This is a genomic window from Enterobacter sp. T2 (assembly GCF_010692925.1).
GTDB classification, from domain to species: Bacteria; Pseudomonadota; Gammaproteobacteria; order Enterobacterales; family Enterobacteriaceae; genus Enterobacter; species Enterobacter kobei.
Window position 1 is genome coordinate 303,024 of record NZ_CP048736.1, and the last position, 23,438, is coordinate 326,461.

The 23,438-nt window shown below is 55.6% G+C and carries 21 protein-coding genes; 13 read left to right on the forward strand and 8 right to left on the reverse strand.

The window, feature by feature from the left end:
* Nucleotides 1-65: 65 nt before the first annotated feature.
* The 4 genes from tyrB to G0034_RS01455 all read left to right on the forward strand — a co-directional run bounded on the left by tyrB (nt 66) and on the right by G0034_RS01455 (nt 3,167).
* Complete coding sequence (gene tyrB, locus G0034_RS01440; RefSeq protein ID WP_014882147.1) at nt 66-1,259, forward strand: aromatic amino acid transaminase; 1,194 nt, start codon at nt 66-68, stop codon at nt 1,257-1,259.
* Between the two features lie 308 nt (nt 1,260-1,567).
* Complete coding sequence (aphA, locus tag G0034_RS01445; protein ID WP_014882148.1) at nt 1,568-2,281, forward strand: acid phosphatase AphA; 714 nt, start codon at nt 1,568-1,570, stop codon at nt 2,279-2,281.
* Between the two features lie 113 nt (nt 2,282-2,394).
* Nucleotides 2,395-2,811 carry a secondary thiamine-phosphate synthase enzyme YjbQ gene (locus tag G0034_RS01450; protein WP_032637741.1) on the forward strand — a complete coding sequence of 139 codons (417 nt, stop codon included), beginning with the start codon at nt 2,395-2,397 and terminating at the stop codon, nt 2,809-2,811.
* Nucleotides 2,812-2,813: 2 nt separating this feature from the next.
* Nucleotides 2,814-3,167 (forward strand): MmcQ/YjbR family DNA-binding protein, encoded by a 354-nt coding sequence (locus tag G0034_RS01455; protein ID WP_014882150.1) that lies wholly within the window; start codon nt 2,814-2,816, stop codon nt 3,165-3,167.
* 2 nt (nt 3,168-3,169) lie between these two features.
* Here the strand turns inward: G0034_RS01455 and uvrA are convergent, their stop codons facing one another.
* Nucleotides 3,170-5,992, reverse strand: a complete 2,823-nt coding sequence (gene uvrA / locus G0034_RS01460; protein ID WP_179120438.1) for an excinuclease ABC subunit UvrA — start codon at nt 5,990-5,992, stop codon at nt 3,170-3,172.
* A gap of 251 nt (nt 5,993-6,243) precedes the next feature.
* Between uvrA and ssb1 the strand changes: the two genes are divergently transcribed.
* Entirely contained in the window at nt 6,244-6,771 is a 528-nt protein-coding gene (gene ssb1 / locus G0034_RS01465; protein ID WP_014882152.1) for a single-stranded DNA-binding protein SSB1, read from the forward strand.
* Between the two features lie 59 nt (nt 6,772-6,830).
* Here the strand turns inward: ssb1 and G0034_RS01470 are convergent, their stop codons facing one another.
* Nucleotides 6,831-7,112 (reverse strand): YjcB family protein, encoded by a 282-nt coding sequence (locus tag G0034_RS01470; RefSeq protein WP_014882153.1) that lies wholly within the window; start codon nt 7,110-7,112, stop codon nt 6,831-6,833.
* A 526-nt stretch (nt 7,113-7,638) separates the two neighbouring features.
* Here G0034_RS01470 and pdeC point away from each other — a divergent pair.
* Nucleotides 7,639-9,204 carry a cyclic di-3',5'-guanosine monophosphate phosphodiesterase PdeC gene (gene pdeC, locus G0034_RS01475; protein ID WP_023336605.1) on the forward strand — a complete coding sequence of 522 codons (1,566 nt, stop codon included), beginning with the start codon at nt 7,639-7,641 and terminating at the stop codon, nt 9,202-9,204.
* A 6-nt stretch (nt 9,205-9,210) separates the two neighbouring features.
* On the opposite strand, the gene soxS is transcribed toward pdeC, so the two are convergent.
* Entirely contained in the window at nt 9,211-9,537 is a 327-nt protein-coding gene (soxS, locus tag G0034_RS01480; RefSeq protein WP_008503387.1) for a superoxide response transcriptional regulator SoxS, read from the reverse strand.
* Nucleotides 9,538-9,635: 98 nt separating this feature from the next.
* Here soxS and soxR point away from each other — a divergent pair, with 98 nt between their 5' ends.
* From soxR to G0034_RS01500, 4 genes are all read left to right on the forward strand, one after another.
* Nucleotides 9,636-10,094 (forward strand): redox-sensitive transcriptional activator SoxR, encoded by a 459-nt coding sequence (gene soxR / locus G0034_RS01485; protein ID WP_014882155.1) that lies wholly within the window; start codon nt 9,636-9,638, stop codon nt 10,092-10,094.
* A 381-nt stretch (nt 10,095-10,475) separates the two neighbouring features.
* The gene (locus tag G0034_RS01490; protein ID WP_179120439.1) at nt 10,476-11,147 is read left to right on the forward strand and encodes a glutathione S-transferase family protein; all 672 of its coding nucleotides are present in this window, start codon (nt 10,476-10,478) and stop codon (nt 11,145-11,147) included.
* Nucleotides 11,148-11,442: 295 nt separating this feature from the next.
* Nucleotides 11,443-12,792 (forward strand): guanine/hypoxanthine transporter GhxP, encoded by a 1,350-nt coding sequence (gene ghxP, locus G0034_RS01495; protein ID WP_014882157.1) that lies wholly within the window; start codon nt 11,443-11,445, stop codon nt 12,790-12,792.
* Between the two features lie 150 nt (nt 12,793-12,942).
* Nucleotides 12,943-14,589 (forward strand): Na+/H+ antiporter, encoded by a 1,647-nt coding sequence (locus tag G0034_RS01500; protein ID WP_014882158.1) that lies wholly within the window; start codon nt 12,943-12,945, stop codon nt 14,587-14,589.
* A 79-nt stretch (nt 14,590-14,668) separates the two neighbouring features.
* On the opposite strand, the gene G0034_RS01505 is transcribed toward G0034_RS01500, so the two are convergent.
* Nucleotides 14,669-15,556 (reverse strand): LysR family transcriptional regulator, encoded by an 888-nt coding sequence (locus G0034_RS01505; protein ID WP_014882159.1) that lies wholly within the window; start codon nt 15,554-15,556, stop codon nt 14,669-14,671.
* A gap of 102 nt (nt 15,557-15,658) precedes the next feature.
* On the opposite strand from G0034_RS01505, the gene G0034_RS01510 reads away from it, so the two are divergent.
* Together G0034_RS01510 and G0034_RS01515 are read left to right on the forward strand one after the other, a co-directional pair.
* Nucleotides 15,659-16,069 (forward strand): CidA/LrgA family protein, encoded by a 411-nt coding sequence (locus G0034_RS01510; RefSeq protein ID WP_014882160.1) that lies wholly within the window; start codon nt 15,659-15,661, stop codon nt 16,067-16,069.
* Nucleotides 16,062-16,751 carry an LrgB family protein gene (locus G0034_RS01515; protein WP_014882161.1) on the forward strand — a complete coding sequence of 230 codons (690 nt, stop codon included), beginning with the start codon at nt 16,062-16,064 and terminating at the stop codon, nt 16,749-16,751. Before G0034_RS01510 ends, G0034_RS01515 begins: the two co-directional genes overlap by 8 nt.
* Nucleotides 16,752-16,783: 32 nt before the next feature.
* Here the strand turns inward: G0034_RS01515 and actP are convergent, their stop codons facing one another.
* From actP to acs, 3 genes are all read right to left on the reverse strand, one after another.
* Nucleotides 16,784-18,433: a cation/acetate symporter ActP gene (gene actP, locus G0034_RS01520; RefSeq protein WP_014882162.1), complete on the reverse strand. Its 1,650-nt coding sequence runs from the start codon at nt 18,431-18,433 to the stop codon at nt 16,784-16,786.
* Nucleotides 18,430-18,744 carry a DUF485 domain-containing protein gene (locus G0034_RS01525; RefSeq protein WP_014882163.1) on the reverse strand — a complete coding sequence of 105 codons (315 nt, stop codon included), beginning with the start codon at nt 18,742-18,744 and terminating at the stop codon, nt 18,430-18,432. Before G0034_RS01525 ends, actP begins: the two co-directional genes overlap by 4 nt.
* A gap of 137 nt (nt 18,745-18,881) precedes the next feature.
* The gene (gene acs, locus G0034_RS01530; protein WP_179120440.1) at nt 18,882-20,840 is read right to left on the reverse strand and encodes an acetate--CoA ligase; all 1,959 of its coding nucleotides are present in this window, start codon (nt 20,838-20,840) and stop codon (nt 18,882-18,884) included.
* Nucleotides 20,841-21,263: 423 nt separating this feature from the next.
* Between acs and gltP the strand changes: the two genes are divergently transcribed.
* Nucleotides 21,264-22,577, forward strand: a complete 1,314-nt coding sequence (gene gltP, locus G0034_RS01535) for a glutamate/aspartate:proton symporter GltP (protein ID WP_014882165.1) — start codon at nt 21,264-21,266, stop codon at nt 22,575-22,577.
* Between the two features lie 80 nt (nt 22,578-22,657).
* Here gltP and G0034_RS01540 read toward each other — a convergent pair whose 3' ends face one another.
* Complete coding sequence (locus tag G0034_RS01540; RefSeq protein WP_023331811.1) at nt 22,658-23,332, reverse strand: tetratricopeptide repeat protein; 675 nt, start codon at nt 23,330-23,332, stop codon at nt 22,658-22,660.
* Nucleotides 23,333-23,438: the final 106 nt, after the last annotated feature.

Sequence of the window (23,438 nt, forward strand, 5' to 3'; positions counted from 1 at the left end):
GACCTTCTCCCACTTCCGGTTTATTGTTGAAACTCCTGCCTCATCGAATTCCGGAGAACCATCGCGTGTTTCAGAACGTTGACGCCTATGCCGGCGACCCTATTCTCTCCTTAATGGAGCGTTTCAAAGAAGATCCTCGCAGCGATAAAGTGAACCTCAGCATCGGTTTGTATTACAACGAAGAGGGTATTATTCCTCAGTTACAAGCCGTTGCCGAAGCCGAAGCGCGTCTGAATGCGGTCCCGCATGGAGCGTCGCTCTATCTGCCGATGGAAGGGCTCAATGCGTACCGCAATACCATCGCACCGCTGCTGTTTGGGGCCGATCATCCGGTACTTGCGCAAAAACGTGTGGCGACCATCCAGACGCTGGGTGGATCGGGCGCGCTGAAAGTCGGTGCTGATTTCCTGAAAAAATACTTCCCGGATTCCGGCGTGTGGGTCAGTGACCCGACGTGGGAAAACCACGTCGCAATTTTTGAGGGCGCAGGCTTTAATGTCGAGACTTATCCGTGGTTTGACAGCGAAACCAACGGCGTGCGCGTTGAAGCCCTGCTGGAAAAACTGAAAACGTTGCCGGCGCGCAGCATTGTGTTGCTGCATCCGTGCTGCCACAACCCAACGGGTGCGGACCTCACCAATGACCAGTGGGATGCCGTCATTGAGGTGCTCAAGGCTCGCAACCTGATTCCATTCCTCGACATCGCCTATCAGGGCTTTGGCGCCGGGATGGAAGACGATGCCTATGCTATCCGCGCCGTTGCGAGTGCCGGCCTGCCTGTGCTGGTGAGCAACTCTTTCTCGAAAATCTTCTCCCTGTATGGCGAACGCGTCGGCGGGCTGTCCGTGGTCTGCGAAGATGCCGAAGCTGCCAGCCGCGTGCTGGGCCAGCTTAAAGCTACGGTGCGCCGTATCTACTCCAGCCCCCCGAACTTTGGTGCGCAGGTTGTGGCGACGGTACTCGGCGACGAACAGCTGAAAGCTAGCTGGCTTGCCGAAGTGGAATCCATGCGTAAGCGCATTCTGTCGATGCGTCAGGAGCTGGTCAACGTGCTGAAAGAGGCGGTACCGGGGCATAACTTTGATTATCTGATCAGGCAGCGCGGGATGTTCAGCTACACCGGTTTGAGCGCCGCGCAGGTCGACCGTCTGCGCGACGAGTTCGGCGTCTACCTGATTGCCAGCGGCCGCATGTGCGTCGCGGGTCTCAATGCCAGCAACGTTCATCGCGTGGCACAGGCATTTGCTGCGGTAATGTAAGTACTCACTACTGTATTCTCCCTCTCCCTGTGGGAGAGGACATCAGGCCGCCGTGCAGTCTTATCGCCCGGTGGCGCTCCGCTTACCGGGCCTACGGGCAGGGTGTTCTCCCTCTCCCTGTGGGAGAGGGCCGGGGTGAGGGCATCAGGCTACTCAGGTCGATGTCTCGCTTTGTGATCGTCTTCTTTTTCTTCAGATTGATAATCAAAAACTCCTTTTCTTCACCTGCCGCTGGGGTTATGGTCGGATAGTTTTTTGACCATTCACTCAAAATAAAACGATAACGAACTGAATATTCAGGGGAAAATATGCGCAAGATCACCCTGGCGCTCAGCGCCGCCTGCTTATTGTTCTCACTTAATAGTGCCGTCGTCGCGCGCGCTTCTGCGCCAACGCCGCTTTACACCGGCACTACCGCTGCCATTCTTGCCGAACAGGCTCCTATTCACTGGGTATCCGTGGCCCAAATCGAAAACAGTCTGATGGGCCGCCCGCCCATGGCCGTTGGCTTTGATATTGACGACACCGTTCTGTTCTCCAGCCCGGGATTCTGGCGCGGCAAAAAAATGTATTCGCCGGACAGTGAAGCGTATCTGAAGAACCCGGCGTTCTGGGAAAAGATGAATAACGGCTGGGACGATTACAGTATCCCGAAAGAGGTCGCCCGGGCGGTCATTGCCATGCATGTGAAGCGCGGCGACAGCATTTACTTCGTCACCGGTCGTAGTCAGACCAAAACAGAAACCGTCTCCAGAACCCTGCAGGATGATTTCCAGATCCCGGCTGCCAACATGAACCCGGTCATTTTTGCGGGTGACAAAGAAGGGCAAAACACCAAAACCCAGTGGCTGGAGAAGAAAAACATCAAAGTGTTCTATGGTGATTCGGATAACGACATTACCGCGGCGCAGGATACAGGAGCCAGAGCGATCAGGGTGTTACGCGCCTCTAACTCGACCTATCGACCGCTGCCGATGGCCGGAAAATTTGGCGAAGAGGTGATTGTTAACTCGGAGTATTAAGCGTCTGGACGCGAGTTTGATTCTTTTTTAATCAAATCTCGCTGCGGCGGGTTTTACCTTTCGACTTCTTGCTGCACACTTAGAAAGGTTCATCTTTCTAAACGGAGCAGCACATGTGGTATCAACAGACCCTGATCTTAAGCGCTAAACCCCGCGGATTTCACCTGGTGACGGAGGAAGTCATCGGGCAAATCCGCGATTTGTCGCGCGTCAGAACGGGTTTACTGCATCTGCTGCTTCAACACACGTCAGCCTCCCTCACGCTTAATGAAAATTGCGATCCCACTGTCCGGTCTGATATGGAAAACCATTTTCTGAAGAGTGTCCCGGACAACGCCCCCTATGAGCACGATTATGAGGGCGCAGATGACATGCCTTCGCATATCAAATCTTCTCTGCTCGGGGTATCGCTGATGCTGCCGGTACACAACGGGCGGCTACTGCTGGGAACGTGGCAAGGGATCTGGCTGGGAGAACATCGCATTCACGGTGGTTCGCGTAAAATTATCGCAACGCTACAAGGGGAATAATGATGACAATTTCGGAGCTACTTCAGTACTGCATGAGTAAACCTGGCGCGGAGCAGAGCGTGCATAGCGACTGGAAAGCCACGCAGATAAAAGTGGGAGATGTGCTGTTTGCGATGGTGAAAGAGGTCGAAGGCCGCCCGGCCGCGTCGCTGAAAACCAGCCCGGAGCTGGCGGATTTGCTACGTCAGCAGCATGATGATGTGAGGCCGAGCAAACACCTGAATAAGGCGCACTGGAGCACGGTTTATCTGGATGGCTCCCTGCCCGGCTCGCAAATTTACTATCTGGTGGATGCGTCTTATAAACAGGCAGTAGAGCTGCTGCCGGAAGCGACCCGACAACAACTCTCCGTCTGACATTACAGCAACGGTTTAAGGAAGCGCGCGGTGTGCGAGGCTTCGCACTCTGCAACGGTCTCTGGCGTACCGGAGACGAGGATTTCACCGCCGCCGCTGCCGCCTTCCGGGCCGAGATCGACAATCCAGTCCGCGGTTTTAATCACGTCCAGATTATGTTCGATGACCACAATCGTGTTGCCCTGATCGCGCAGCTGATGCAGCACGTCGAGCAACTGCTGGATATCCGCAAAGTGCAGACCGGTGGTCGGCTCATCCAGAATATACAGCGTCTGACCGGTGCCGCGTTTGGAGAGCTCACGCGCCAGCTTCACGCGCTGGGCTTCACCGCCCGACAGCGTAGTGGCGGACTGCCCCAGACGAATGTAGGTCAGACCGACGTCCATCAGGGTCTGCAGCTTACGCGCCAGCGCAGGGACGGCGTCAAAGAACTCGCGCGCCTCTTCGATGGTCATGTCCAGCACTTCGTGGATGGTCTTGCCTTTGTACTTAATTTCCAGCGTTTCGCGGTTATAGCGTTTACCTTTGCACTGGTCGCACGGGACGTAGATGTCCGGCAGGAAGTGCATCTCAACTTTGATGACGCCATCGCCCTGGCACGCTTCACAGCGGCCGCCGCGCACGTTAAAGCTGAACCGTCCCGGCGTGTACCCGCGTGAACGCGCTTCCGGCACGCCGGCGAACAGTTCACGTACGGGCGTGAAGACGCCGGTATAGGTCGCCGGGTTCGAGCGAGGGGTTCGGCCAATCGGGCTCTGGTCAATGTCGATAACCTTATCGAAATGTTCCAGCCCCTGAATGTCTCGGTACGGCGCGGGCTCGGCCAGCGTCGCACCGTTCAGCGCCGTCTGCGCAATCGGGAACAGGGTATCGTTAATCAGCGTCGATTTACCGGAACCGGACACGCCAGTGATGCAGGTAAACAGGCCAACCGGTAGCGTCAGCGTCACATCTTTCAGGTTGTTGCCGCGCGCGCCGGTCAGCTTCAGCACTTTTTCCGGATCTGCCGCTACGCGCTGTTTTGGCACCTCAATCTTACGCTTGCCGCTCATGTACTGGCCGGTCAGCGACTCGGGTACCGCCATAATGTCTTTCAGCGTCCCTTCCGCGACCACCTGACCGCCGTGTACGCCCGCGCCAGGACCAATGTCGATCACGTGATCCGCAGCGCGAATCGCGTCTTCGTCGTGCTCCACCACAATCACCGTGTTACCGAGGTTGCGCAGGTGGACCAACGTGCCGAGCAGACGTTCGTTGTCGCGCTGGTGCAGGCCGATTGACGGCTCATCCAGCACGTACATCACGCCCACCAGGCCTGCGCCAATCTGGCTGGCCAGGCGGATACGCTGGGCCTCACCGCCGGACAGCGTTTCTGCCGAGCGGGAAAGCGTCAGGTAGTTCAGACCCACGTTCACCAGGAACTTGAGACGATCGCCAATCTCCTTCAGCACTTTTTCAGCGATTTTCGCGCGCTGACCGGAGAGCTTCAGGTTGTTGAAGAAGTCCATCGCGTGGCCGATGCTCATGTCTGAGATGGTCGGCAGCGCCGTGTTTTCGACAAAGACATGACGCGCTTCGCGACGCAGACGCGTGCCTTCACAGGTGGCACAGGAGCGGTTGCTGATGAACTTCGCCAGCTCCTCGCGTACCGCGCTGGATTCGGTCTCTTTGTAGCGGCGCTCCATATTGTGCAGCACCCCTTCGAACGGGTGGCGACGCACGGAGGTATCACCGCGATCGTTCATGTATTTGAACTCAATATTCTCTTTACCGGAACCGAACAGGATCACTTTGTGCACGTTCGGGCTCAGGCTGGCCCACGGCGCTTCCACGTCGAACTTATATTGCTCCGCCAGCGATTTCAGCATCTGGAAGTAGTAAAAGTTACGCTTATCCCAGCCGCGAATGGCGCCGCCTGCCAGCGACAGCTCAGGGTTCTGGATCACGCGGTCCGGGTCGAAATACTGCTGTACGCCCAGACCGTCGCAGGTTGGGCATGCGCCTGCCGGGTTGTTGAACGAGAACAGACGCGGTTCCAGCTCGCGCATGCTGTAGCCGCAAATCGGGCAGGCAAAGTTGGCGGAGAAGAGCAGCTCTTCCGCTTTCGGGTCGTCCATATCGGAAACAACGGCGGTACCACCGGAGAGTTCCAGCGCCGTTTCGAACGATTCCGCAAGACGCGTCGCGAGGTCTTCACGCACCTTAAAGCGATCGATCACCACCTCAATGGTGTGCTTTTTCTGCAGCTCCAGTTTTGGCGGATCCGACAGGTCGCACACTTCGCCGTCAATACGGGCGCGGATATAGCCCTGGCTTGCCAGGTTCTCCAGCGTTTTGGTGTGTTCGCCTTTACGCTCTTTAATAATTGGCGCCAGCAGCATCAGGCGTTTGCCTTCCGGCTGCGACAGCACGTTATCCACCATCTGGCTCACGGTCTGCGCCGCCAGCGGGACGTCGTGGTCCGGGCAGCGCGGCTCACCCACGCGCGCAAACAGCAGACGCAGGTAGTCGTGAATTTCAGTAATGGTACCGACCGTTGAACGCGGGTTATGCGAAGTCGACTTCTGCTCGATGGAGATCGCAGGCGATAACCCTTCAATATGATCGACATCCGGTTTTTCCATCAGCGACAGGAACTGACGCGCGTACGCGGAGAGAGATTCAACGTAACGACGCTGTCCTTCGGCATACAAGGTGTCGAAAGCCAGTGAGGATTTGCCAGACCCCGAAAGCCCGGTCACGACGATGAGTTTGTCGCGAGGGATTATGAGGTTGATATTTTTGAGATTGTGGGTGCGGGCGCCCCGAACTTCGATCTTATCCATTCACCTTTCCCGGTTGAAACACGGATTGCCTGGTTTGTTTGAAGGACAAACGGCTGTCAGAAACGGCTAATTATGACACAATTTAACCTGTTTGAATATACAGTATTGGAATGCATTTTCTGATTCGCTGTGTAACAATGTTCAGTTCGCGCGCGAACTCTGGAAGATACTACGCAACTATCAAAGTGGCGTCTGGAAATGGTACACTCGCGCGTTTACACTATTAAGAAACGTATTCAGGAGACACGAACATGGCCAGCAGAGGCGTAAACAAGGTGATTCTCGTCGGTAATCTGGGCCAGGACCCGGAAGTACGCTACATGCCGAGTGGTGGCGCAGTTGCCAACATTACGCTGGCTACTTCCGAATCCTGGCGTGATAAAGCGACCGGTGAGATGAAAGAGCAGACTGAATGGCACCGCGTGGTGCTGTTTGGCAAACTGGCAGAAGTTGCCGGTGAGTATCTGCGTAAAGGTTCTCAGGTCTATATCGAAGGCCAGCTGCGCACCCGTAAATGGACCGATCAGTCCGGCGCTGAGAAGTACACCACCGAAGTTGTGGTAAACGTTGGCGGTACCATGCAGATGCTGGGCGGCCGTCAGGGCGGTGGCGCGCCAGCAGGTGGCGGTCAGCAGCAGCAGGGCGGTTGGGGTCAGCCTCAGCAGCCACAGGGCGGCAACCAGTTCAGCGGCGGCGCGCAGTCTCGTCCGCAGCAGCAGTCTGCTCCGGCACCGTCTAACGAGCCACCAATGGACTTCGACGACGACATCCCGTTCTGATCAACGGATGCTCAAACAAAAAACCCAGACATCGTCTGGGTTTTTTGTTTATACAGGAATCAGGTAATCACCATTGGCCAGTCTGGTGGCTGGTGGCTCATTGCCTCTACCATCACGACTTTAATATTTTCCCAGACAGCGGCAATATCCAGCAGGGTGATGCCCAGCAGGCCCGTTGCGAACCAGCAAGCCGCGCCAAGCCCCAGCAGAGTGCTGATGACCGCAAGACCCGCGTAGTCAGATTTACGAAACTGAATGTTCAGCGTGCTGGCTAAAAACATCAGTACCGCGCTCAACAAAGGCCAGCGCAGGAGAACCATGCTGGTAGTAATGGTTGCCATAGAACCCATCCTCTACAAAACAGACGAACTGAATGAAACGGTGTTTCTCGTTACAGAATATGTGTGAACTATATCACATTTGTTGATTTATTCGCCAGCGTCTGAGCGTTCAAAATGGGGATTTTATTACGCAAAAAAGGCGATGGTGCCGGGTACCTGGGTCCCGATACCTGCTGAGCGGACACACGATGGGCCAGCCACGTTGTTTTTATAAGTGGCACGTTATTTTTTGCTCATCCTGAAAATAATGTGGTAATAGCCGGGCATTTATAAAACATCGATTCTCTGTTGTGTTATCTTCAAACCCCACATGTTCGCTGGATAATTATTTCCCTTAATTGAAACGGAACGAATACTTACAGTTTAGCTTACGGGAAAATATTATCGTCATAACGAAATTTAAGATTTTTAATACTAAAAGTCAGTTGCTAACTTCGCATGATTCATGCAACGTAATCACCTGTTTAACAAAGCATCCGGCCTTCATTACTACAGGCGTACAACATGCAGGGATATAGGGCGGGAAATGAATCGTAGCGCGCGGCGCAAAATGCTCAGGGTAGTAGGGATCATCATGGTAGTTATGCTGCCGGTGATGCTTGCCCTATGGTTTGCCCAGCTAAGAGCCGTGTCGGAAACAAGCGCTCAGCTCCGTACATTTGCTGAACTGGCTTTAGACAAAACAGAACTGGTTATTCAACAAGTTGATCTGGCCCGGGACGAGGCCGAAAAATATCAGGGTAAACTTTGTACACCGGAACATCGCCAATATATGTTGAACGTTGTGCGTGGCCGCCTGTTTGTCGCTGATTTAATTTATGCAGAAGGTCAGAATTTTCTTTGTTCAACCGTTTTTACACCGGACCAACCTTACGCGATCCCGATTGCCAATTACACCCGTAAACCTGACATCGCTATCTATTATTTTCGCGACACGCCATTTTATACTGGCTATAAAATGACATATATGCAGCGTGGAAATTATGTCGTGGTGGTCAATCCGCTTTCTTACAGCGAAGTGATGTCTACCGATCATTCTCTCTCCTGGGGAGTGTACGACACGGTAACCAATGCATTCTTTTCCGTTAGCCAGAAAGCTAATCCTTCTTTATTAAATTCGATGATTCAGGATAAGGAATCGGTATTTCAAAAAGATAACCGTTTCTATACCGTCGTGAAATCACCAAAACGGCCGATTGCCGCTATCGTGTCGACGTCAAATAAGCGTTTTTACGAAACGCTCTACCATCAGGCGACGTTGACGCTGCCGCTGGGGATGATCTGCAGCATTATTATTTTGCTGGTATGGTCGCGGACGCACCGCGAGCTTAATTCGCCAGGGCGGTTGCTGCATCGGGCGTTGCACAAACGACAGCTTTGCCTGCACTACCAGCCGATTATTGATATCAAGAACAACCAGTGCGTGGGGGCAGAGGCGTTGTTGCGCTGGCCGGGTTTCAACGGACAGGTGATGAGTCCGGCTGAGTTTATTCCGCTGGCTGAAAAAGAGGGAATGAGCGAGCGGATTACGGATTATGTCGTTGAGGAGGTATTCAGCGATCTGGGTCATTTCCTGGCTGAGCATCCGCATCTCTATATTTCAATTAACCTGTCGGCCACGGATTTCCACTCCTCACGGCTGATCGCCATGATTTCTGACAAGGCGCGCCACTATGCCGTCCGTGCTCAGCAAATCAAAATCGAAGTGACGGAACGTGGGTTCATTGATGTGCCAAAAACCACACCGGTGATTCAGGCTTTCCGGCAGGCGGGTTATGAAGTGGCGATCGATGATTTCGGGACCGGTTACTCGAACCTGCACAATCTCTATTCGCTGAACGTCGACATTCTGAAAATCGATAAATCGTTTATCGATACTCTAACGACCAACAGCACCAGCCATCTGATCGCCGAGCATATTATCGAGATGGCGCAAAGCCTGCGGCTTAAAACCATTGCGGAAGGGGTCGAAACGGCAGAGCAGGTGAGTTGGTTGCTGAAGCGCGGCGTCCAGTTCTGTCAGGGATGGCACTTCGCGAAAGCGATGCCGCCCCAGGAATTTATGACCTGGCAGCAGCAACCTTTGCACTAAGGGTGATTAATTCAACTGGTGGCGATAGTCGCTCGGCGTACGGTCAAACTCGCGGCGAAACACGCGGGAAAAGGTTTGTTGCGACACATAGCCAAGATCCATCGCGATATCAAAAATCGGTCGCTGCGTTGAGCGTAACGCCTGCGCCGCCAGCAGTAATCTGCGCTGACGAATGTACTCACCCAGGGTTTGATGCATAACCGTGCGGAACATTCTCTGTAAATACCATTTCGAATAGCCCGACTTTTTAGCGACCACATCGATGTTCAACGGTTGATCGATATGATCATCAATCCATTCAATAAGTGTCTGAATAATCTGCTGATGCGACATAAGGTTGCCCCTCTGTAGATACAACTTTCTTGGTTGATTCGTCGTTTTCTCTGCGGGGGAGTATAATTCCTCAAGTTAACTTGAGGTAAAGAGGTTTTATGGAAAAGAGATTGCCGCGTATTAAAGCGCTTTTAACCCCCGGCGAAGTGGCAAAGCGAAGCGGTGTTGCGGTATCGGCGCTCCACTTCTATGAAAGCAAAGGGTTAATTAAAAGCATCCGTAACGGCGGAAACCAGCGCCGCTATACCCGTGACGTTCTCCGTTATGTGGCGATTATCAAAATTGCGCAACGAATCGGCATTCCCCTGGCGACGATAGGTGAGGCGTTTGGGGTGTTGCCGGAGGGCCACACGCTGAGCCCGAAAGAGTGGAAAGAGCTCTCCTCCCAGTGGCGTGAAGAGCTGGACAGACGTATTCATACGCTGGTTGCGCTGCGCGATGAACTGGACGGTTGTATCGGCTGCGGCTGTCTGTCCCGCAGCGACTGCCCGTTGCGGAACCCTGGCGACAGGCTGGGCGAGCAGGGGACAGGGGCGCGGCTGCTGGAGGAGGAGTAAGTCTCTGCGGCCTGCGCGTCGGGTGGCGGCTGCGCCTTACCCGACCTACAAAAACCACATTCTCGAACGTAGGCCGGGTAAGGCGCAGCCGCCACCCGGCATACACACGCACCCTATAAAGAACTAAAGCGCCACTAAGGGCGCTTTAGTTTTTCCCGGTCTTTGTCTTTCTCTCTATCCCGCTGGTTCACGGGAGGGTTTCCCCCGACATCAGCACCCCTCGTGTCGAGCTGGTTGGTGAGGTTCCGGATTGTGCTGACACTTTAATTCTATGCAAGCCCCGTTTTTTCGCCAGCGTCGCTGACCGGTTTTTAGCCGAATTTTTTTCGCGGTGTTGTTCAATTTTCTATAGTTAAAAAGTATGAATCACAGGAGAAGACCATGCTCACGGTACATCACCTTAACCAGTCGCGCTCACATCGTGTGATCTGGGCGCTGGAAGAACTCGCCCTGCCTTATGAGATCGTTCACTACCAGCGCGAAAAGAACATGCTGGCGCCGGAGGCTCTCAAAAAGGTGCATCCGTTGGGCAAATCACCCATCATCGAAGATAACGGACTTATCCTCGCGGAATCGGGTGCCATTCTGGAGTACCTCCAGGAAACCTATGATGCCGAATCGCGCCTTAAGCCGTTAGATCCGGCGCATAAGGTGCAATACCGCTTCTGGCTGCATTACGCGGAAGGATCGCTGATGCCACTGCTGTTAATGAGGCTGGTTTTCAACAGCCTCGGCAAGCCGCCCGTGCCGCCAGGCATCCGACTCCTGGGCAAGGCGCTGGGTAAGGGGGTGCAGAAAGCGTATCTCAATCCCCAGCTGGAAACGCATGCGCGCTTTATTGATTCGCATCTCGCTCAAAACAGCTGGTTTGCCGGGGACGCGCTCAGCATGGCCGACATTCAGATGAGTTTCCCGATCTTTGCCCTGCTGGCGCGTGGGGGCATCGACAATCTGCCGCATATTGAGGCCTGGAAGCAAAAGGTCGATAACAGTCCCGGCTGGAGGCGAACCCTGGAACAGGGTGGGCCATTATCCATCCCGGGTGAGGATTAAATGTAAACAAATTGCGCATAGACGATAACGTTTGCGCATCCTCTGTTTATTTCTTCAGCGTCATAAGCGAATTTTAGCGAAAAACGATAAAGTTCAGTTGAAAAGGGCGGTGTTTAGGCTGGATAATCGTTTGCCTTAATTTGACCACCCGTTTTTAAGCGCGGAGCTAAACGTTTGCTTTTTTTGTGACGCCCTTTCGTCGCAAACGCAAAACAAGGATTTGACGTATTAGCTGGCAGTGGCGTCTCCACCACGCTTATGAACGTTCTATAAAAACTCTCAGGGGATGTTTTCTATGTCTACGCCATCTGCGCGTACCGGCGGTTCACTTGACGCCATGTTTAAAATTTCGGCTCGCGGCAGCACCGTGCGTCAGGAAGTTGTTGCCGGTCTGACAACGTTTCTGGCGATGGTTTACTCCGTCATCGTTGTGCCGGGCATGCTGGGTAAAGCGGGCTTCCCGCCAGCAGCTGTTTTTGTCGCGACCTGCCTGGTAGCCGGTGTGGGCTCCATTGTGATGGGGCTGTGGGCGAACCTGCCGCTGGCGATTGGTTGCGCCATCTCTTTGACCGCGTTCACCGCATTCAGCCTGGTGCTGGGTCAGCAGATCAGCGTACCGGTCGCACTCGGCGCCGTGTTCCTGATGGGTGTGCTGTTCACCGTTATCTCTGCTACCGGCATTCGTAGCTGGATTTTGCGCAACCTGCCGCAGGGCGTGGCGCACGGCACCGGTATCGGCATCGGTCTGTTCCTGCTGCTGATCGCCGCTAACGGCGTGGGCCTGGTGATCAAGAACCCGCTGGACGGCCTGCCGGTGGCGCTGGGGCATTTCGCGAGCTTCCCGGTGATCATGTCGCTGATCGGTCTGGCGGTGATTATCGGTCTGGAAAAACTGAAAGTGCCGGGCGGCATTCTGCTGACCATTATCGGTGTATCCATTGTCGGCCTGATTTTCGATCCGAACGTCCACTTCTCCGGTATTTTCGCCATGCCGTCGCTGAGCGATGACAAGGGCAATTCTCTGATTGGCAGCCTGGATATCGTCGGTGCGCTTAACCCGGTAATCCTGCCAAGCGTGCTGGCACTGGTGATGACCGCCGTGTTTGACGCAACCGGTACGATTCGCGCGGTGGCCGGTCAGGCTAACCTGCTGGATAAAGACGGTCAGATTATTGATGGCGGCAAAGCCCTGACGACTGACTCCCTGAGCAGCGTCTTCTCAGGGCTGGTGGGCGCAGCGCCTGCGGCAGTGTATATCGAGTCCGCAGCGGGCACGGCTGCAGGCGGTAAAACCGGCCTGACGGCCATCACCGTCGGCGTGCTGTTCCTGCTGATCCTGTTCCTCTCTCCGCTCTCTTATCTGGTACCGGCTTACGCGACCGCGCCAGCGCTGATGTATGTCGGCCTGCTGATGCTGAGCAACGTGGCGAAGATCGACTTTGCGGATTTCGTGGATGCCATGTCTGGCCTGATTACCGCCGTGTTTATCGTGCTGACCTGTAACATCGTGACCGGCATCATGATCGGTTTCGCGTCGCTGGTCATTGGTCGTCTGGTCTCTGGTGAATGGCGCAAGCTGAACATCGGCACCGTGGTGATCGCCGTTGCGCTGGTGGCATTCTACGCAGGCGGCTGGGCCATCTAAGTTGTCCATTGATGCGAAAACGGGTGGCTCAGGCCGCCCGTTTTTATTTTCAGAGCTCATCCCGTTGCCTTTTGCGTTACTCTGAAGAAGATAGAATAAAAGGCACGACGCCTTCCGTAGTACATAAGTAACACAGCAAACAGGGAACGCATGGAAATCTTCTTCACAATACTCATCATGACCCTTGTGGTCTCATTATCCGGGGTGGTTACACGCGTACTGCCCTTTCAGGTCCCCCTGCCATTAATGCAAATTGCCATCGGCGCGCTGCTGGCGTGGCCGACGTTTGGCCTGCACGTGGAATTTGACCCCGAACTGTTCCTCGTGCTGTTTATTCCGCCACTGCTGTTTGCTGATGGCTGGAAAACGCCCACGCGCGAATTCCTTGAGCACGGGCGAGAGATCTTCGGCCTGGCGCTGGCGCTGGTCGTCGTCACCGTCGTCGGGATTGGCTTCCTGATTTACTGGGCCGTACCGGGTATCCCGTTAATCCCCGCCTTTGCGCTGGCCGCCGTGCTCTCGCCAACCGATGCCGTGGCGCTTTCCGGCATTGTGGGTGAAGGTCGTATTCCGAAGAAAATCATGGGGATTTTGCAGGGCGAGGCGCTGATGAATGACGCCTCTGGTCTGGTCGCCCTGAAGTTTGCCGTGGCGGTTGCCATGGGGACGATGGTCTTTACCATTGGCGGCGCGACGCTGGAATTCTTCAAAGTGGCGATTGGCGGTATCCTCGCGGGCTTTGTGGTGAGCTGGCTGTATGGTCGCTCCCTGCGCTTCCTCAGCCGCTGGGGCGGTGATGAACCCGCCACGCAAATCGTACTGCTGTTCCTGCTGCCGTTTGCCTCCTACCTGATTGCCGAACATATTGGCGTATCGGGCATTCTGGCGGCGGTAGCGGCAGGGATGACCATTACCCGCTCCGGCGTGATGCGCCGCGCGCCGCTGGCAATGCGTCTGCGTGCCAACAGCACCTGGGCGATGCTGGAATTTGTGTTTAACGGCATGGTATTCCTGCTGTTGGGCCTGCAACTGCCGGGCATTATGGAGTCCTCGCTGATTGCGGCAGAGGCCGATCCGAACGTTGAAGTCTGGATGCTGTTTACCGACATCGTGCTGATCTACATGGCACTGATGCTGGTGCGTTTTGGCTGGCTCTGGACGATGAAGAAATTCAGCGTGCGCTTCCTGACGAAAAAGCCGATGGAGTTTGGCTCCTGGACCACACGCGAGCTGCTGATTGCCTCTTTCGCTGGAGTGCGTGGGGCGATCACCCTTGCCGGTGTGCTCTCTATTCCGCTGCTGCTGCCGACGGGCGATGTCTTCCCGGCGCGCTACGAGCTGGTGTTCCTGGCGGCAGGCGTGATCCTCTTCTCGCTGTTCGTGGGCGTGGTGATGCTGCCGATTTTACTGCAGCACATTGACGCCGGTGATTCGACCCAACAGCATAAAGAGGAGCGTATTGCGCGTGCGGCTACCGCCGAAGTGGCGATAGTCGCTATTCAGAAAATGGAAGAGCGTCTGGCGGCGGATACAGACGAGAACATCGATAACCAGCTGCTGACGGAAGTGAGTTCCCGCGTGATTGGTAACCTGCGCCGTCGGGCTGACGGACGTAATGACGTGGAAAGCTCGCTGCAGGAGGAAAACCTGGAACGCCGGTTCCGCCTGGCGGCGCTGCGTTCAGAGCGTGCCGAGCTGTACCATCTGCGTGCCACGCGGCAGATCAGCAACGAGACGCTGCAAAAGCTGCTGCACGATCTGGATTTGCTGGAAGCGTTGTTGATAGAGAATCAGTAGCGCTTTTGCCCGGTGGCGCTGCGCTTACCGGGCCTACATTCGAATCGTAGGCCGGGTAAGGCGAAGCCGCCACCCGGCACTATTCAGACTGCACCCAAAACCCCTTACAGCACTCCAGCCACGCCTGCGCGCTATGCGACAGATACACCCCTTCACGCCAGATCATCCCTAACTGCCAGTGCAGCTCGCTCTCCAGCGGGATCCAGCGCAGGGTGTTTTTATCCAGCCGCTCGCAAATTGGCTGCGGCAGAATGGCAATCCCCACGCCAGCCTGAACCATCGCGGCCAGAAAATCCCACTGACCGCTGCGCACCGCAATGCGTGGCTTCACATTATGTTGGTTAAACAGCGTCATCAGCTGGCGGCTTAAGGCGAAGTCTTCGTTGTAGATCAGCAACGGATGTTCGCCGAGCAGTTCGGGTTTCACCGAGTCAATTTTCAGCCAGTCACCGGAGCGCGGTACGAGCACGCACAGCGGATGGCTGAACAGCGGCAGCGTCGCCAGACCGCTCTCTTCCTCTACGGGGAGGGCCGTCATCGCCACATCCAGCTCGCCGTTCATCACGGCCTGCTGGACGGTCAGGCCGCCAAATTCAGAAATTTTTAGCTCAACGCCGGGGTAGCGCTGACGAAAGAGGCTAATCGGCCCGGCCATCATCATGCCGACCATCGGCGGAATGCCAAGACGTAATAGCCCTTTGGTAAGGTGGTTGATATCCGCAAGCTCAGCCTCAAGCTGGCGGAACTCAGCCAGAATCGCCAGCCCGCGCTCGAAGACCACGCGCCCGGTATCCGTCAGCAGCAGCTTGCGTCCGTCACGAAGCAGCAGGGTACAGTTCAGCTCGTCCTCAAGGTTTTTCAGCATCTTGCTGATGGTCGGCTGGGTAACGAACAACTTCTCCGCTGCGCGGGTAAAACTTTGCTGGCGAACCACCTCGACAAAATAGCGCAGCGTTCTTATGTCCATGATTATTCCTCGAAACTATACCTTCGATGATTTTAATTCATTTCTGTCCCTGACGTGCGCTCACTATACTGGCGCCTCGTCTCAATTTTGAGGAAAACCCCCATGGCCGTGGCGTTAAGTCGTGTTACGCCTGCCGTTGTGCAACGACTCCAGGTACCGGTTCAGGTACTGCTCTATGCCGGACTGTTTGTTTTCGCGGAATATCTTGTCGACTGGCTGCACCTGCCTTTACCCGCCAACCTGGTCGGGATGGTGCTAATGCTAACGCTGATCCTCTGTCGCGCGTTGCCCCTTAGCTGGGTGCGAGCCGGCGCGCGCTGGCTGCTGGCGGAGATGCTGCTGTTCTTCGTGCCTGCGGTGGTCGCGGTGGTGAACTATGCCCAGCTGCTGATGGTCGACGGCTGGCGCATCTTCGCGGTTATCGCCCTGAGTACGCTGATGGTATTGGGCGCCACTGCCTGGGTGGTGGATAAAGTCTATCGCTTTGAAATCAGCAGGCAGAAGCATGACTAACGTTCAGATAAGCGTGCTGTGTCTGATTGCGACCATCGTAATCTACTTTGCCAACAAGCGTTTGTACCGCCGCTTTCGCGCGCTGCCGCTCATGCCGCTGGTGTTCACCCCCATCCTGCTGGTGCTCATGCTGGTCTTCGGCCATATTTCCTGGCAGAACTACATTGGGGAATCCCACTGGCTGCTGTGGCTGCTCGGCCCGGCCACCATCGCCTTTGCCGTTCCCGTGTACGACAACCTGAATATTATTAAACGCCACTGGATGTCGCTTAGCGCAGGCGTTCTGACTGCCACGGTGGTGGCGGTGTGTAGCTCGGTCTGGCTGGCGCGGCTGTTTACGCTGCCCGATGAAATTCAGCGCAGCCTGGCCGTGCGTTCGGTGACGACGCCGTTTGCGCTGGCAGCGGCTAAACCGCTTGGCGGGCAGCCGGATCTGGTGGCGCTGTTTGTGGTCGTGACGGGCGTCTTTGGCATGGCGGTGGGCGATATGCTCTTTTTGCGGCTTTCTATTCGGGAGGGGATGGCGAAAGGGGCAGGGTTTGGCGCGGCGTCTCATGGCGCAGGTACGGCGCGTTCGTATGAGCTGGGTCAGCAGGAAGGCGTGGTGGCAAGTCTGGTGATGATGCTCTCTGGCGTGACGATGGTGCTAATCGCACCGCTGGTGGCATGGGTGATGTTTTAAACTCCCCGGCCTGAGAGACCGGGGAGAAAGGCTTAGTGTGCGCGGCCCTGTTCAACGCCCAGGCCGGTTTGGGAGCGAATAAACTGGGCGCGGAATTTCTCACGCTCCAGGTTACCTTCCGGCGAGTTGTCGGTGGCCGAGAAGACCCAGATACCAATAAACGCCACGGCAATCGAGAACAGCGCCGGATACTCATACGGGAAAATGGCGCTTTCGTGACCGAGGATCTGTACCCAGATGGTCGGGCCCAGAATCATCAGGATCACCGCCGTCAGCAGCCCCAGCCAGCCGCCAATCATCGCCCCACGGGTGGTCAGTTTTGACCAGTACATGGAGAGCAGAATGATCGGGAAGTTACAGCTCGCCGCAATCGAGAAGGCCAGCCCCACCATAAAGGCGATGTTCTGCTTCTCGAACAGAATACCGAGCAAAATGGCGACCACACCCAGCACCAGCACGGTGATCTTGGAGACTTTCAGCTCGTCACGTTCGCTTGCCCCTTTACGGAACACGTTGGCGTAGAGGTCGTGTGAGACCGCAGAGGCACCGGCCAGCGTCAGTCCCGCTACTACGGCAAGGATGGTGGCGAAGGCCACGGCAGAGATAAAGCCGAGGAACAGGTTACCGCCCACCGCGTCGGCCAGATGCACCGCCGCCATGTTGTTGCCGCCAATCAGCGCACCCGCCGCGTCTTTAAACGCCGGGTTTGCCCCTACCAGCATGATCGCGCCAAAGCCGATGATAAAGGTCAGGATGTAGAAATAACCCATAAAGCCGGTGGCGTAGAAGACGCTCTTACGCGCTTCACGCGCATCGCTCACGGTGAAGAAACGCATCAGAATGTGTGGCAGGCCCGCGGTACCGAACATCAGGCCGAGACCGAGGGAGAGAGCGGATATCGGATCTTTCACCAGCCCGCCCGGGCTCATGATTGCCTCTCCTTTTGGATGAACCGCCATCGCTTCGGTAAACAGGTTATTGAAGCTGAACCCGACGTGCTTCATCACCATAAAGGCCATAAAACTGGCGCCGAACAGCAGCAGGACCGCTTTGATAATCTGTACCCAGGTGGTCGCCAGCATGCCGCCGAACAGGACGTACATTACCATCAGGACGCCAACCAGTACCACGGCGATGTGGTAGTTCAGACCGAACAGCAGTTCGATCAATTTACCTGCCCCGACCATCTGCGCAATCAGGTATAGCGCAACCACCACCAGCGAACCGCAGGCGGAGAGGGTGCGAATGGGCCCCTGTTTCAGGCGATAGGAGGCCACGTCAGCGAAGGTATAGCGCCCGAGGTTGCGCAAGCGCTCGGCAATGAGGAACAGGATGATCGGCCAGCCGACGAGGAAGCCCAGGGAGTAGATCAGGCCGTCGTAGCCGGAGGTATAAACCAGCGCGGAGATCCCGAGGAACGAGGCGGCAGACATAAAGTCGCCCGCTATCGCCAGCCCGTTCTGAAAACCGGTAATGTTGCCGCCCGCGGTGTAATAATCATTACGAGAGCGCACGCGCTTCGACGCCCAGTAAGTGATGTACAGGGTCAGCAGGACGAAAATCAGGAACATCACAATCGCCTGCCAGTTAGTCGGCTGACGCTGAACGTCGCCGGTGATGGCATCCGCCGCGTGGGCGGCAAAAGGAAGTGTGGCGGCAAGCGCCGTCAGGATCCGCTTCATGATGCTTTTACCTCTTGCAGTACCGCTCTGTTGAGACGATCGAATTCACCGTTCGCGCGCCAGACGTACACGCCGGTCAGCAAGAAGGAGATCACAATCACGCCAATGCCAATAGGAATGCCGCGCGTGACGCTGGTGCCCGCGTGCAGCGGGGTGCCCAGCCAGTGCGGAGCAAAGGCGATCAGCATAATAAAGCCGACGTAGATAATCAGCATGATGATAGAAAGGATGAAGGCAAACCGTTGCCGTTTTTCGACGAGCTCCCTGTAGTGCGCACTATTCTCTATCTGCTGACAAATATGGTCATTCATCACAGAGTCTCCAAAGGTAAGGTTGGTTTGTTTTTAGTCCCCTCTCCCCTTTGGGGAGAGGGTTAGGGTGAGGGGAGAGGAAGGTGCGGTCTGATGCCCTCACCCCGGCCCTCTCCCACGGGGAGAGGGAGAAAAAACTAGGAAGGCATTGCGATGGACTGCTTCTCTTCGAGCAGTTTTTCCACCACGCCAGGATCCGCGAGCGTTGAGGTATCACCGAGGTTGCTGGTATCCCCCGCCGCGATTTTGCGCAGGATACGGCGCATAATCTTGCCGGAGCGGGTTTTCGGCAGCGAGTCGGTCCAGTGCAGCACGTCCGGCGTAGCAAGCGGGCCGATCTCCTTACGTACCCAGTTGCGCACCTCGGCGTACAGCTCGGGTGATGGCTCCTCGCCGTGGTTCAGCGTGACGTAAGCGTAAATCGCCTGGCCTTTGATGTTGTGCGGGATCCCGACAACGGCGGCTTCAGCAATTTTCGGATGCGACACCAGCGCCGATTCAATTTCAGCCGTCCCCAGACGGTGGCCAGAAACGTTGAGCACGTCATCCACGCGACCGGTGATCCAGTAATAACCGTCTTCATCACGGCGCGCGCCGTCGCCGCTGAAGTACATGTTTTTAAAGGTCGAGAAATAGGTCTGCTCAAAGCGTGCGTGGTCGCCGAACAGGGTACGCGCCTGGCCTGGCCACGAGTCGACGATCACCAGGTTGCCTTCGGTGGCCCCGTCCAGCGGGTTGCCCTCGTTATCCACCAGCGCAGGCTGTACGCCGAAGAATGGGCGCGTGGCAGAACCGGCCTTCAGCTGTGTGGCGCCAGGCATAGGGGTGATCATGAAGCCGCCGGTTTCGGTCTGCCACCAGGTGTCCATCACCGGGCATTTTTCATTGCCGATTTTCTTCCAGTACCACTCCCAGGCTTCGGGGTTAATGGGTTCACCCACGGAACCGAGGATGCGCAACGAAGAGCGGTCAGTGCCTTCGATGGCCTTATCGCCTTCCGCCATTAACGCGCGGATCGCCGTTGGCGCGGTGTAGAGAATGTTGACCTGGTGCTTGTCGACTACCTGACACATACGCGCCGGGGTCGGCCAGTTTGGCACGCCCTCAAACATCAACGTGGTGGCACCGCAGGCCAGCGGGCCGTAGAGCAGGTAGCTATGCCCGGTCACCCAGCCCACGTCGGCGGTACACCAGTAGATGTCGCCCGGGTGGTAGTCGAAAACATATTTAAAGGTCGTGGCCGCATAAACCAGATAACCGCCGGTGGTGTGCAGCACGCCTTTCGGTTTACCGGTTGAACCGGAGGTGTAAAGAATGAACAGCGGATCTTCAGCATTCATCTCTTCCGGCTGATGCTGGTCACTCGCTTTCTCGATCAGGTCACTCCACCACAGGTCACGTCCCTCGTTCCAGTCGATCTTGCCGCCGGTACGCTTCAGCACGATAACGTTACTGACCGTTTTGACATTCGGGTTTTTCAGCGCTTCATCGACGTTTTTCTTCAGCGGTATACCGCGTCCGGCGCGCACGCCTTCATCCGCGGTGATCACCAGTTTTGAACTGGAATCGACAATACGGCCGGCAACGGCTTCCGGTGAGAACCCGCCGAAGATAACCGAGTGAATTGCGCCGATACGCGCGCAGGCCAGCATAGCAACCGCGGCTTCCGGCACCATTGGCATATAGATAGCCACCACATCGCCCTTTTTAATGCCTTTTTCCAGCAGGACGTTGGCGAAACGGCAGACGTCGCGATGCAGTTCTTTATAGGTAATGTGTTTGCTCTGTGAGGCATCGTCGCCTTCCCAGATGATGGCGGTTTCATTCCCGCGTTCGGCAAGATGGCGATCCAGGCAGTTCGCCGCCAGGTTCAGCGTGCCATCTTCATACCATTTAATGGAGACGTTGCCGGGCGCAAAGGAGGTGTTTTTCACCTTCTGATAAGGTTTGATCCAGTCAAGGATGTGTCCCTGCTCGCCCCAGAAGGCGTCAGGGTGGGAAACTGATTTCTGATATTTCTCGTGGTACTGCTCCGGGTTGATCAGGCAACGGTCCGCAATGTTTGCGGGAATGTCGTGTTTATGTATTTGGCTCATGGCTTTTTTTCTCCTTGTAAGATGTTAATAATATGTCGCAAAAACGTTAATAGTAGGGGCTTTACAAGCTTTGTTTATTATTTGGGCTACAGATCACGCATTGTTTGAAGAGGTTGAAAAACGAGCGAATGAAACTTTGAAGGGAAATAATTCAGCCTGACGATTATTCGCATTTAGATTTAAAAAAGCGTTTTTATAACAAATGGTTATTTATCAGGATAATGACAAACTCGCGTTATACCGTCATTTTCCAGTGAAATGCGTCGTTCTTTAAGGCTTGCGCAACAGGTCGCGCAAATGATATTCATACGCCGCGTTAAAAAATCCCATAAACCAACGCAACACAATTCATACCCTTTCAGTATGTCTCCATATTCATGCAGTTTTGCTGGTGCGGAGATTTCATTGAGGAAGTCAGTTTCTATGAAAAACGTTAAAGTCAGCCTGGCCTGGCAGATCTTGCTAGCCCTTGTGCTGGGCATCTTGCTGGGCAGTTATCTCCACTATCATAGCGACAGCCGCGAATGGCTGATTGCCAACCTGCTCTCCCCGGCGGGCGATATCTTTATTCATTTGATCAAGATGATCGTGGTGCCGATTGTGATCTCGACGCTGGTGGTCGGCATTGCCGGGGTCGGTGACGCGAAACAGTTAGGCCGTATCGGTGCGAAAACCATTCTCTATTTCGAAGTGATCACTACGGTTGCGATTATTCTGGGGATTACCCTGGCAAACGTGTTCCAGCCAGGTTCCGGGATCGATATGTCGCAGCTGGCCACGGTGGATATTTCGAAATACCAAAGCACAACGGCGGAAGTGCAGAGCCATGCGCACGGCCTGATGGGCACGATCCTTTCACTGGTGCCGACCAATATCGTGGCGTCGATGGCGAAAGGCGAGATGTTGCCGATCATCTTCTTCTCGGTGCTGTTTGGCCTGGGGCTCTCCTCGCTGCCTGCCACGCACCGTGAACCGCTGGTCACCGTCTTCCGCTCCATCTCCGAAACCATGTTCAAAGTGACCCACATGGTGATGCGCTACGCGCCGGTTGGGGTGTTCGCATTGATTGCGGTGACCGTGGCAAACTTCGGCTTTGCCTCCCTGTGGCCGCTGGCGAAGCTGGTGATCCTGGTGCACTTCGCCATCCTGTTCTTTGCGCTGGTGGTGCTGGGCATTGTGGCGCGCCTGTGCGGGCTGAGCATCTGGATCCTGATCCGTATCCTGAAAGATGAGTTGATTCTGGCGTACTCCACGGCAAGCTCTGAGAGCGTGCTGCCGCGCATTATTGAGAAGATGGAGGCTTACGGTGCGCCTGCCTCTATCACCAGCTTCGTGGTGCCGACCGGCTACTCTTTCAACCTGGACGGTTCAACGCTGTACCAGAGTATCGCCGCTATCTTTATTGCGCAGCTGTATGGCATTGACCTGTCGCTGTGGCAGGAGATCGTGCTGGTGCTGACCCTGATGGTGACATCTAAAGGTATTGCAGGCGTACCGGGCGTTTCGTTCGTGGTGCTGCTCGCGACGCTGGGCAGCGTGGGTATTCCGCTGGAAGGTCTGGCGTTTATCGCCGGTGTCGACCGTATCCTCGATATGGCGCGTACGGCGCTGAACGTGGTGGGGAATGCCCTGGCGGTGCTGGTTATCGCCAAGTGGGAACACAAATTCGACCGTAAAAAAGCGCTGGCGTATGAACGCGAGGTGCTGGGGCGTTTTGATAAGACGGCCGATCGGTAATGTAAAAAGCCCGGTGGCGCTGCGCTTACCGGGCCTACGGGTTTTGTAGGCCGGGTAAGGCGAAGCCGCCACCCGGTGCTTTACTCCCCGCTCAACGCATCAAACTCTTCACATCCCGTATCAAACCCTTCCGTACAGCTCAGGTTCAACCAGTAAAGCGCTTTCTGCTTATTCGGCGTGATAAACCCTTTCTCGCCCTGTCTGAACAGCATCCCCGCCCAGTACTCCGCATAGCCCGTTCGCGACAGGGTAGAACTTCGCTTGAACCACGACGCGGCCCGCACGTCATCCTGAGCCACCTCAACGCCGTTGGCATAGATCAGCCCCAGCAGCAGCTGCGCGTCTACCGCCGAATCGTTGTCGATATCTTCAGTCGCCGTTTGCAGGAGCTTAATGGCCTGGGGATAGTCGGTTTGACCGGCCTGAGTGTTGACCAGCACGCGCGCCAGCATGATCGCGCCGCGTTTGCTGCCTGCAATGTTTGCCTGCTGCGCCAGAGCCTTGGCCTGCGCGTAATCCCCCTGCGTAAAGTGAATTTGCGACAACAGCGCCATGGCATCGACATCGCCACCTTTTGCGGCTTTTTCGGCCCACCGCGCGGCCTGTGTGCGGTCCCCCGAGCTGAAGTAGGTATCAGCAAGATAATACTGGGCGCGGGCATCGCCCGCTTCCGCCTGCTTCAGATACTGGCTGCCTATCTCATCCGCGCAGGCGAACGAGGTTATAAAGAATAACAACAGAAAAATGGCTTTCATGGATTCTTATCTTCTGGGTACACGCCGCGCAGTATAATCGCGGTGGCGGAAATAAAAAAAGGGAGTGAATATATCACTCCCTTTGTTCATTAATTAATTACCCGCT